The sequence below is a fragment of the Desulfovibrio sp. genome (genome assembly GCF_035644575.1).
GTDB lineage: Bacteria > Desulfobacterota > Desulfovibrionia > Desulfovibrionales > Desulfovibrionaceae > Desulfovibrio.
Genome location: NZ_DASQOG010000089.1, coordinates 1 through 10,441, shown reverse-complemented (window position 1 = coordinate 10,441; position 10,441 = coordinate 1). Strand labels below are relative to the sequence as shown.

The following is a 10,441-nucleotide window of genomic DNA, read 5'->3' as shown; positions in this document are numbered from 1 at the left end:
TTTTTGAGCGCAATATCCCATATGGAGGGAAATAATGCCCACGATTAACCAGCTTATCCGCATCGAGCGGAAGGCCGTGGTGAAGCGCAAGAAGACCCCCGCCCTGCAGGCTTGCCCGCAGCGCCGTGGCGTTTGCACCCGCGTTTACACCACCACCCCGAAAAAGCCTAACTCGGCTCTGCGTAAGGTCGCCCGTGTGCGCCTGACCAACGGCATTGAAGTTACGGCCTACATCCCCGGCGAAGGCCACAACCTTCAGGAACACTCCGTGGTCATCATCCGCGGCGGTCGTGTAAAAGACTTGCCCGGTGTCCGTTACCACATCGTGCGCGGTACCCTTGATACGTCCGGCGTGGCCGACCGTCGCAAGAGCCGTTCCAAGTACGGCGCCAAGCGTCCCAAGTAGTTTTATTCTTTCGGCGCGTGCCATGCGGCCCGCCTGGCTGCTTCCCTCGGGGAGCGCCGGTCGCCGCGGGGTTTGGTGCCGCCGCAAAACAAGCATGAAGGAGAAACCCCATGCCCCGTAAAGGTCCTATTCCCAAGAGGGAAGTGCTGCCCGATCCGTTGTACTCCAGCCGCCTTGTCACCAAGTTTGTGAACAGGCTTATGTTCGACGGCAAGAAGGGTGCAGCCGAAAAGATTTTCTACAGCTCCCTTGAGACCCTGGCTGAAAAGACGGGCGAAGAACCCATGCGCGCCTTTGAAAAGGCCCTGGACAACGTGAAGCCCCACATGGAAGTCAAGGCCCGCCGCGTTGGCGGCGCCACCTACCAGGTGCCCATGGAAGTGCGCCCGGAACGTCAGGTTTCCCTGTCGATCCGCTGGCTTATCAACTATGCCCGTTCGCGCGGTGAAAAAGGCATGACTGCCAAACTTTCCGCCGAACTGCTGGATGCTTTCAACGGTCGCGGCGGCGCGGTGAAAAAGCGTGAAGACACGCACCGTATGGCCGACGCGAACAAGGCTTTCGCTCACTACCGCTGGTAAGAGGGCCTTCCGTTTTTTATCTGAATTCAGCCCGACGCCGCGTCCGCAAGGAAGCGGCGTCGGCTTTGCACCACACCGCATCCGCAGTATGGAGGAAACACCGTGTCCCGCACCGTTGCTGTAAACAAACAGCGCAATATCGGCATTATGGCCCATATTGACGCAGGCAAGACTACCACCACCGAACGCATTCTTTTCTACACCGGCGTTAACCACAAGATCGGCGAAACGCACGACGGCGCCTCCACCATGGACTGGATGGAGCAGGAACAGGAACGCGGCATTACCATTACTTCTGCCGCCACCACCTGCTTCTGGAAAGACTGCCGCGTCAACATCATCGACACCCCCGGCCACGTTGACTTCACCATTGAAGTGGAACGTTCGCTGCGCGTGCTCGACGGTGCCGTGTGCGTGTTCGACGCCGTTGCCGGCGTGGAACCCCAGTCTGAAACCGTGTGGCGTCAGGCTGACCGCTACAATGTTCCCCGCATCTGCTTTGTGAACAAGATGGACCGTATCGGCGCCAACTTCTTCCGTTGCGTGGACATGATTCACGACCGCCTTGGCGCCAAGGCCGTGCCGTTGCAGTTGCCCATCGGCAGCGAAGACAAGTTTGAAGGCGTGGTGGATCTGGTGCGCGGGCATGCCATCCGTTTTGACAAGAGCTCCAAGGGCGCGGAATTCAGCGTTGAAGACGTGCCTGCCGACATGAAGGATCTTTACGACGAAAAGCATCACGAGATGCTGGAAGCCGTGGCAGAGGAAGACGAAGCCCTGCTCGAAAAGTACCTTGGCGGCGAGACTCTTACCGAAGAAGAAATCATCACCTGCATCCGCAAGGCCACCATTGCCCGCAACATCGTGCCGGTGCTGCTGGGTTCCGCCTTCCGCAACATGGGTGTGCAGCCCCTGCTGGACGCCGTGGTGGACTACCTGCCTTCCCCGGTGGACATCCCGCCCATGCCCGGCCACATTGCCGGCAAGGCCGAAGAGATTGTGGAATGCCATTGCGACGACAAGGAACCCCTTGCCGGCCTGGTGTTCAAGCTCTTCTCCGACCCCTTCATCGGTCACTTGTCCTTCTTCCGTATTTATTCCGGTTTCCTTGAATCCGGCATGACCGTGTACAACGCCAACACCGGCAAGCGCGAACGCATTGGCCGCATCCTGAAGATGCATGCCAACAAGCGTGAAGACGTGAAATGGGCTGGCGCTGGCGACATCGTGGCTCTGGTGGGTCTGAAAAACGCCTCCACCGGCGACACCCTGTGCGACGAAAAGCGCGAAGTCATTCTGGAATCGCTGAACATTCCTGATCCGGTTATCGAAGTTGCCATCGAGCCCAAGACCAAGGCCGACCGCGACGCTCTTTCCGCCGCTCTGAACAAGCTGGCCAAGGAAGATCCCTCGTTCCGCGTGAAGGGCGACGATGAAACCAACCAGACCCTGATCGCCGGTATGGGCGAACTGCATCTGGAAATCATTGTTGACCGCCTCACCCGCGAATTCGGCGTGAACGCCAACGTGGGCAAGCCCCAGGTCGCCTACCGCGAAACCATCTCCAAGCCTGCCAAGTCGGACCTCAAGTACGCCAAGCAGTCTGGTGGTCGCGGTCAGTACGGTCACGTTGTTATCGAGGTTGAACCCAACCCCGGCAACGGCTACCAGTTCGTCAACTCCATCACCGGCGGTGTCATTCCCAAGGAATACATCCCCGCTGTGGACAAGGGTATCAACGATGCTCTGAAGTCCGGCGTGCTCGCTGGCTTCCCCGTGGTGGACGTGAAGGTTACCCTGGTGTTCGGTTCGTACCACGAAGTCGACTCCTCGGAACAGGCCTTCTACGTGGCTGGCTCCATGGCCATCAAGGACGGCATGCGCAAGGCTACCCCTGTGCTGCTCGAACCCATCATGGACGTGGAAGTGGTTACGCCTGAAGAATACCTCGGCGACGTCATGGGCGACCTCAATGGCCGCCGTGGCCGTGTGCAGAGCATGGAAGCCCGCGCTGGCGGCGCACAGAGCGTGCGCGCTCAGGTGCCGCTTTCCGCCATGTTCGGCTATGCCACTGACCTGCGTTCGCGCACTCAGGGCCGCGCCACCTTCACCATGCAGTTCGATCACTACGAACGCGTGCCCCAGGCCATTGCTGAAGAAATCCAGAAGAGCCGTACATAATCTGAGCCTGGCGGCCTAGCCGCTCGGGGCTTTATACGGCGGGGGAGGAAGCAGTGAGCTTTCTCCCCCGCCTTGCTTGTGGCGGGTACCGAAATTAGCTGTTGTTGGCAGGGCCGGAAAAGGGCATTCTGCTGTAACGGAAACTTGGATTTGCTATATTGCGTGAAGCTTCGCATTCTGCTGGGGCATCACGGCACAGTCAACGATGTGATGGAGTAGGTGATGCAGGACGATCTGCCAAAGGGTTTCAGGGCTGGGGCTGCGGCTGCCAATTTCAAAAAGGCTGGCCGGGACGACCTTGGCATTATTGTTTCAGACACAACCGCCGTGCTGGCGGGCATGTTCACCCAGAACCTGTTCAAGGCCGCTCCTGTGCTGGCCTGCCAGGAAATACTGGCAAGCCGGGGCACAGCGCGTGCTGTTCTGGCAAATTCCGGTCAGGCCAACGCCTGCACCGGCGACGAAGGCCTTGCCAACTGCCGCGCCACGCAGGCTATGGTGGCTGGCCTTACCGGGCTTGAGGCCGATGAAATTTTGCCCCTTTCCACAGGCGTTGTGGGCGCGCATCTCAAGATGGATCTGTGGCTTGATGCAGTGCCAAAATTAGTCAGCAATATCGGCACCCGCGATGCGGAGGGCTTTACCCGCGCCTTTATGACCACGGATGCCTTTCCCAAATTTTCCATGCGCGAGGTTACGCTTGCAGGCGGCACTGTGCGCCTTACCGTGATGGCCAAGGGCGCGGGCATGATCTGCCCCAATATGGCAACCATGCTCTGCGTGGCGCTTACAGACGCCAAGGTGGCGCGCGATCCCTGGCAGGCCATGTTTGGCCGTGCCGTGGAAAAAACCTTCAACCGGGTGAGCGTTGACGGTGATACCTCCACCAACGACACCATTCTGGGTCTTGCCAACGGCGCGTCTGGCGTTGCCGCTGAAAGTGCGGCCGATCTGGCACTGCTGGAAGAAGCGCTTACCGACATTCTGGGCACTGTGTCGCATATGCTGGTTATGGATGGTGAAGGAGCCAGCAAGGTTATCCACATCACCGTGACCGGCGCCGCCAGTGATGACGATGCCCGCACCGTGGCGCGCAGCGTGGGGCATTCACAGCTGGTTAAAACCGCCATCTACGGCGGCGATGCCAACTGGGGCCGCATCGTTACGGCTGTTGGCTACAGCGGCGCAAAGTTTGACCCTGCCAAGGTCAGCATGAAGCTGTGCGGCATTGAGCGCTTCCGTCTGGGCTGCCCTGTCAATGAAGACAAGGAAGACGCCCTGGCCGAATTGCTCAAGGCCAAGGACGTGCAGGTGGAGATCGATCTGGGCGGTGGTTCCGGGTTCTACAATTTCCAGGCTTCCGACCTTGGTCATGAGTATGTGACCCTGAACTCCGACTACCGTTCCTAAGGTTTTACAACCAGTTTTCACTGTCATTGACCTTATCAAACCCCGCGCCGCATCAGGTCTTGCCTGTGCGTTGCGGGGTTTTTTGCTGTATCTTCCTGCATTTTCACAGATACTTGCTGATATGAAAGGATGCGTCCATGCTATTACTTCCTCCATGCTGCTTGCAGATATGATTTTTCTGCATGCCATAATTTCTGCCTCCAGTTCATGCAGACATGCTGGACAGGCAGGGCAGAGGAGTTTTAGTGTTTATGCGGAGGGAATTATGGAAGAAGAGTTTTTTGAACAGCGCTATCTGGAAAATGTTGACGCCTGTCCTGTCTGTGGCAGCAGACAGAGACAGGCTGTCTATGAGGTTGGCGGGGGAGTGATGGCGCAAAAGTGCGCTTGCGGCGGGTACTATTGCGACCATCGCCTTAACCCCGAGGGCTTGTCGGCCTACTGGCAGGACTATCAAAACCGTGAACATAGTGCAGTGCAGGAGGAGTGCGCCCTGCGGCAGCGCATGTACGCGGTGGACTATGCGTATATCGCGCAGTTTCTGAAACCAGGGGCCAAAGTGCTGGATGTGGGCTGTGCGGATGGCCTGTTTCTGGACTGGTTCGCAGCTGCCGGGCACGAGTGCAGCGGTGTGGAATTTGGGCATGAAGCGGCCTTGAAAGCCGCGCAGAGGTATCCTGTTCAGGAGGGATATTTTCCGGATCTGGACATAGCCCCTGGTTACGACCTGATTATTTTTCGCGGCGTATTGCAGTATGTGCATGCGCCGCGCGGCTTTTTCAGCAAGGCGGCATCCCTGCTGGCACCCGGCGGCCACGTGTACGTGACCGCGCAACCCAACATGGAAGCGTTTTGCCATCAGGTGTACCGCAACAGATTCCGCTTCAGTTTGACCCCATGTGATTGCGTGGGCTACACGCCGCAGTCGCTGGCGGCAGAGTTTGCTGCGCAGGACTGTGCCACAGCGGGGCAGACCTTCTTTTATGAGGAAACACCTTACGCTGACCCGCCCAGGGACATTCAGACCCTGTCCAGGGCCATTGAAGCCAGAAACAGGGGGGAAGAGCCGGAAGGAATGTCGCCGCCATTCTGGGGCAATATGATGACCATGGTATTTCGTAAAAACTGAGTCCATATTGCCAGCACAGACAAAAAAGCTCCGGGCATTTTCCATGTCCGGAGCTTTTACATTTCATTCATATGCGGCAGTTAGAAACCTTCAGCCACCCAGTCCACAATCTGAGTCATGCGGGTGAGGGTATGCTGGTTGTTGCGCTGCCTCTGGCCAATCTCTTCCATGGAACCTTCAAGTCGGTAGATGCGCCAGTCGCCCTCGGTCAGAACACCGAGCCGCACGGCTTCATTCACAGCCGCCCGTGCTTCGCCCGGCGAGCAGAACAGGTCGAACTCCTGTACGCCGGGGTCAAGTATCACCTGTGACCCGCTGGCAATATCTACAATGTAGTTGCCGGGGGCGTAGACGTACACAAAGGGGCAGGGCTCGACCGGAGGAAGGGGCGCAGTGTCCTGCGTTGGCTGGGCCTTGTTACAGGCTATCAGCGCAAGGCTCAGCAGGGCGGCGCAAACAAGGCGTGCGTGCATCATCTACCTCATGGGCTGTGGTTTTCAGCGCCCGGAAGCTGCCATTTCGCGCAGACGGCGAATGCGTTCTTCCAAGGGCGGATGGGTGCTGAAGAGGCTTGCCATGCCGCCATGAGCGTACATGGGGGTCACAATGAACATCTGTTCCGTGCTGGGGTTGCCTTCCTGCATGGGGATCTGCCCGCTGGCCATGCCCAGCTTGTTCAGCGCACCGGCAAGGGCCAGGGGCTGACCGCAAAGCGCGGCGCCCGTGTCGTCCGCCAGATACTCGCGCGAGCGCGAAATAGCCATCTGGATAAGCCCGGCAGCCATGGGCGCCAGCAGAGCCAGAGCAATGGCGGCAATGGGGTTGGTTCCGCCGCCTTCTTCGTCCCGGTTGCCGCCAAAAATGGCCGTAAACTGAAAGATGTTGGCAAGGGTCACAATGGCGGAACCCATAACGCCCGCAATGGTCTGAATAAGAATGTCGCGGTTGACGATGTGCCCGATTTCGTGCGCCAGCACACCGCGCAGTTCTTCGGGCGAGAGCAGGCGCATGATGCCGTCCGTGACGGCAACAACGGCATTTTCCGGATTGCGCCCCGTGGCAAAAGCATTGGGAGCTTCTTCAGGCACAACGCAGATGCGCGGCTTGGGAATACCCGCGTTGCGGGCGAGTTCTTCCACAATTTTGTGCAGGTAGGGGGCTTCTTCCGGTGCAAGCTCGCGCGCGCGGTACATGGAGAGCACTATCTTGTCAGAATACCAGTAACTGCCCACGTTCATGAGCAGGGCTAGGCCAAAGGCAAAAATAACGCCTGTGCGTCCACCCATCAGGCCGCCAAGCATGATTATAATGGCGGAAAGCAGGGCGAGCAGAAGAACAGTCTTGATCTGGCTGGTCATGCATTTTCCTCTCAAGCAGAATTAAGCTGCGGGTTTTCCGCATGCTTCTTTGATTATAAGCACTCTGTTGATGGTGGCAAGCGGGACTGACTCAGGGATGGCGAGCCCGCCACCACAGCTGGAAGACCAGCAACGTCCAGAGAGGCTTGCGCAGGTCGGCCCTGCCGGAGACATGCTCGTCCATGAGGGCGCGAACCGCCTGATAGTTGAATATGCCCTGCGCCTTCAGGGCGGATTCGCTCAGCAGATCTTCCATGAGGGGCCGCATGCGGCCACGCAGCCACTGCGCCACTGGAATCTGGAAACCGCGTTTGTTGCGGTACAGGATTTCATCGGGCAGCAGTTCGGCAAAAGCCTTTTTGAGCAGCCACTTGCGCTTGAATCCGTGCAGTTTTCTGCTCACGGGCAGGCGTGCTGCGAACTCCGCCGCGTCCTTGTCAAGGAACGGCGCGCGAACCTCCAGGCTGTGCAGCATGGAGCAGCGGTCAACCTTGACCAGAATATCATCAAGCATGAACTGGCGGGCATACACATGGAAAGCGCGGGCAAGCGGCGTAGCGGCGTTTTGCGGCAGCCAGTGGTCATAGTGTTCGCGCGTGGGGGCAAAGAGAACTTCGGGAGCCAGAAAGCCGGGCTGTTGCGCCTTGAAACCGCTATCCAGAATGGACTCCTGCATGTCGGGGGTAAAGGCCGTGAGCATGGTCTGCACGCGCTGCCATGCCGGGGCATGCGCTGCCCGCAGGAATGTGGCAACGGCCAGACGGGGGTTGATGTATCCCGCAGAGGAGGGCAGCAATTGCGCGAGCGGTTCTATGATACCCTTGCGCAGCGCTGAGGGGGCCGCATTGTACCACTGGGCAACCTTGAAGCCGATGTAATGTTCGTAGCCTGCCCAAAGTTCGTCTGCGCCATCGCCGCCAAGGGCCACGGTGACCTTTTCGCGCGTGACGCCGGAAAGCAGCCAAGTGGGAGCCACGGACGCATCCGCCATGGGCACGTCCATGCGGCTGATGATGCCGGGCAGCGTATCCGCGCATTCCTCGGCGGAAAGCACGCGTTCATGGTGGTCAGTGGCAAAGGCCTTGGCCACGATACGGGCATAGCGCGACTCATCGTAACTGGCCTCGCTGAAGCCGATGGAAAATGTCTTGATGGCGGTGGAAGACTGGCGGGCCATAAGCCCCGCTACAATGGAAGAATCAATGCCGCCGGAAAGAAAGACGCCCAGCGGCACATCACTGACCATGCGGCGGCGCACCGCCCGTGAGAGCAGAAAACGCAGTTCTTCGCAAAGTTCATTGTCGCTGCGTTTGTCGGATTCATCTGGCATGGGCATATCCCAGTAGCGGGAAATGCTCAGGTTGCCGTCCTGCAGCAGCAGCATGTGCGAAGGCGGCAGGCTCTGCACCTCTGTGTAGACGCTGTGCGGCGTAGGGACGTATTCGTAGGCCAGATAGCGCATAACGGCCTGCGGGTTCATGGTCAGGCTCAGATGGCGCAACTGCTCGATCCCGGTCAGTTCGGAGGCAAAATACAGCCTGCCCTGCTGCACGGTGTAGAAAAACGGCTTTTTGCCAAAGCGGTCGCGGGCGCAGAACAGACGGCGCTGCTGGTTGTCCCACAGGGCAAAGGCAAACATGCCGTCAAAGCGGGCCAGGCAGTCCGGCCCCCATATGCGGTAGCCCTCAAGAATGACTTCCGTGTCGGAACTGGTCTGGAATTGTCCGCCCAAGGCGGTCAACTGTTCCTTGAGCTCTGCATAATTGTATATTTCACCGTTGAAGGTGACGGTCATCTGACCATCGGCGCTGTGCATGGGCTGACCGCCGCCGGAAAGATCGATGATGGAGAGCCGCCTGTGCCCAAGGCATACCGGGCCGCTGCTCCACTGTCCCTCACCGTCGGGGCCGCGATGGGACATGCGATCGGTCATGGCCTTGACCCACTGCCCGGCTTCGGGAGTGAGGGGCGAGGCGTCAACTTGGCAAATGCCCGCTATACCGCACATTTTTGCTTCCAGATCGTGTAATGTTTGATGAAAATATCAGCCAAACGCCGATTGTTGCGGGTCGGGTCAAACATATCCGCCGCAAGCTGCTTGCCATTGCGCGCCAGTTCCTGAGCCAGGGCGTCATCATCGGCAAGGCATTGCAGGGCATCGGCTAGAGCCACGGGATCATTGGGCGGCACGGCAAGGCCGGTTTTGCCGTTGATCACCACTTCGGGCAGGGCATTGACCGTGGTGCTCACAACGGGCAGGCCGTAGGCCAAGGCCTCAATAACCGTGTTTGGAATGCCATCGCGGCGGCCAGATTCGTGCACTACGCAGGGCGCTGCAAAAATGTCGTGCTCGGCCAGAATGTGCGGCAGCTCGTTGTGCGAAATGATGCCGGGCAGCAGCACGCGGTCTTCAAGCCGCAGCTCCTCGCGCAGGCGCAGTATTTCTGCTTCCATACGCCCTAGACCCATAACCGCGCCGCCGCCGCCCGCAAGGGTAAGCCTGAAATCCACGCCCCTGTCGCGCAGGATTGCGCAGGCCTTGATCAGCACGTCAAAACCCTTGGTAACGTCAAACCGCCCCAGAGCCAGAAGACGCACGGGGCGCTCCATGGGCTGCTGTGTCTGGGCATGTTCCTGTGTCTTGGGTGCGGCAACGCTTGTAGTTGCTTCAGTTTTTGGCAAGGGCGGCAAGGTAAGGCTGTTGTAGATCAGCTCCACTTTGCCCTTGGCCTGCCCCGTGGCAAAAACCTCGATACGTTTCTTATCCGCCTCGTTGTTGGCACGGACAAAGAAAGCTGCGGTCAGCTTGTCGCCGAGGTCCGAGTCTGCTGGCTCCAGATTATCGCCGCGCGCGGCTGTGGCAAAGGGCAATCCGGCGATCTGCGAGGCAACCCAGGCTGCTGTGGCCGTTCCTCGGGGCCAGGGAGCGTAGACCATGTCTATGCCGGCTTCGCTGAACAGACGGCCCAGGTATACGCCGGCGCAGAATGCCCAAAGGTTTTCACCCAGGGTTTCCCAGCTGCGCCAGCGGCGGAACAGGACCCTGCGGAAAAGGCGTCCGGAGCGCAGCGGATGCAGCGTTATTTGCCGAAAGCATTCCCCCAGCACACGCCCCAGAGCGCGCATGCCGTAGGTGTGCGTTTCTCCGGCCACGGCCCGCATCTCGTTGGAACAGTGGCGCAGGTTGGGGCCGTAAAGGCTGTATACGGAAAGCGGCAGCAGCCCCTTGAGGCCCTCCACTTCCCTGAAGATAAAGGGCTGTGTAAACAGCGGATACCACAGCAGAACATAGGCCACGTGCGGCAGGCCCGTCTTGAATACGGGGCGGGAGGCCTTGGTGCTGGTTTCCGTCATGGTTGTCTCCAAATGCGGCGGG

The 10,441-nt window shown here is 59.1% G+C and carries 9 protein-coding genes; 5 read left to right on the top strand and 4 right to left on the bottom strand.

Features of this window, described 5'->3' with window-relative positions; translation table 11 throughout:
• Nucleotides 1-34 precede the first annotated feature (34 nt).
• The 5 genes from rpsL (at nt 35) to VEZ52_RS04780 (ending at nt 5,707) form a co-directional block, all read left to right on the top strand.
• Entirely contained in the window at nt 35-406 is a 372-nt protein-coding gene (gene rpsL / locus VEZ52_RS04800; protein ID WP_008683436.1) for a 30S ribosomal protein S12, read from the top strand.
• A gap of 110 nt (nt 407-516) precedes the next feature.
• Complete coding sequence (gene rpsG / locus VEZ52_RS04795) at nt 517-987, top strand: 30S ribosomal protein S7 (protein WP_192112713.1); 471 nt, start codon at nt 517-519, stop codon at nt 985-987.
• 102 nt (nt 988-1,089) lie between these two features.
• On the top strand, nt 1,090-3,168 hold the full coding sequence (gene fusA, locus VEZ52_RS04790; protein WP_324835773.1) for an elongation factor G: 2,079 nt from the start codon (nt 1,090-1,092) through the stop codon (nt 3,166-3,168).
• 222 nt (nt 3,169-3,390) lie between these two features.
• Entirely contained in the window at nt 3,391-4,578 is a 1,188-nt protein-coding gene (gene argJ, locus VEZ52_RS04785; protein ID WP_324835772.1) for a bifunctional glutamate N-acetyltransferase/amino-acid acetyltransferase ArgJ, read from the top strand.
• A gap of 265 nt (nt 4,579-4,843) precedes the next feature.
• On the top strand, nt 4,844-5,707 hold the full coding sequence (locus VEZ52_RS04780; protein WP_324835771.1) for a class I SAM-dependent methyltransferase: 864 nt from the start codon (nt 4,844-4,846) through the stop codon (nt 5,705-5,707).
• Between the two features lie 80 nt (nt 5,708-5,787).
• Here VEZ52_RS04780 and VEZ52_RS04775 read toward each other — a convergent pair whose 3' ends face one another.
• From VEZ52_RS04775 to VEZ52_RS04760, 4 genes are all read right to left on the bottom strand, one after another.
• The gene (locus tag VEZ52_RS04775; RefSeq protein ID WP_324835770.1) at nt 5,788-6,183 is read right to left on the bottom strand and encodes a DVU_2496 family lipoprotein; all 396 of its coding nucleotides are present in this window, start codon (nt 6,181-6,183) and stop codon (nt 5,788-5,790) included.
• A gap of 21 nt (nt 6,184-6,204) precedes the next feature.
• Nucleotides 6,205-7,065 carry a zinc metalloprotease HtpX gene (locus VEZ52_RS04770; RefSeq protein ID WP_324835769.1) on the bottom strand — a complete coding sequence of 287 codons (861 nt, stop codon included), beginning with the start codon at nt 7,063-7,065 and terminating at the stop codon, nt 6,205-6,207.
• 91 nt (nt 7,066-7,156) lie between these two features.
• The gene (gene asnB / locus VEZ52_RS04765) at nt 7,157-9,073 is read right to left on the bottom strand and encodes an asparagine synthase (glutamine-hydrolyzing) (protein WP_324835768.1); all 1,917 of its coding nucleotides are present in this window, start codon (nt 9,071-9,073) and stop codon (nt 7,157-7,159) included.
• The gene (locus tag VEZ52_RS04760; protein WP_324835767.1) at nt 9,061-10,419 is read right to left on the bottom strand and encodes a glycosyltransferase family 4 protein; all 1,359 of its coding nucleotides are present in this window, start codon (nt 10,417-10,419) and stop codon (nt 9,061-9,063) included. Before VEZ52_RS04760 ends, asnB begins: the two co-directional genes overlap by 13 nt.
• Between the last annotated feature and the right edge of the window lie 22 nt (nt 10,420-10,441).

Bases quoted from the DNA above. Each gene is read 5' to 3' on its own strand.
- rpsL (WP_008683436.1), top strand. From the start codon at position 35: ATGCCCACGATTAACCAGCTTATCCGCATCGAGCGGAAGGCCGTGGTG.
- rpsG (WP_192112713.1), top strand. From the start codon at position 517: ATGCCCCGTAAAGGTCCTATTCCCAAGAGGGAAGTGCTGCCCGATCCG.
- argJ (WP_324835772.1), top strand. From the start codon at position 3,391: ATGCAGGACGATCTGCCAAAGGGTTTCAGGGCTGGGGCTGCGGCTGCC.
- VEZ52_RS04780 (WP_324835771.1), top strand. From the start codon at position 4,844: ATGGAAGAAGAGTTTTTTGAACAGCGCTATCTGGAAAATGTTGACGCC.
- VEZ52_RS04775 (WP_324835770.1), bottom strand. From the start codon at position 6,183: ATGATGCACGCACGCCTTGTTTGCGCCGCCCTGCTGAGCCTTGCGCTG.
- VEZ52_RS04770 (WP_324835769.1), bottom strand. From the start codon at position 7,065: ATGACCAGCCAGATCAAGACTGTTCTTCTGCTCGCCCTGCTTTCCGCC.
- asnB (WP_324835768.1), bottom strand. From the start codon at position 9,073: ATGTGCGGTATAGCGGGCATTTGCCAAGTTGACGCCTCGCCCCTCACT.
- VEZ52_RS04760 (WP_324835767.1), bottom strand. From the start codon at position 10,419: ATGACGGAAACCAGCACCAAGGCCTCCCGCCCCGTATTCAAGACGGGC.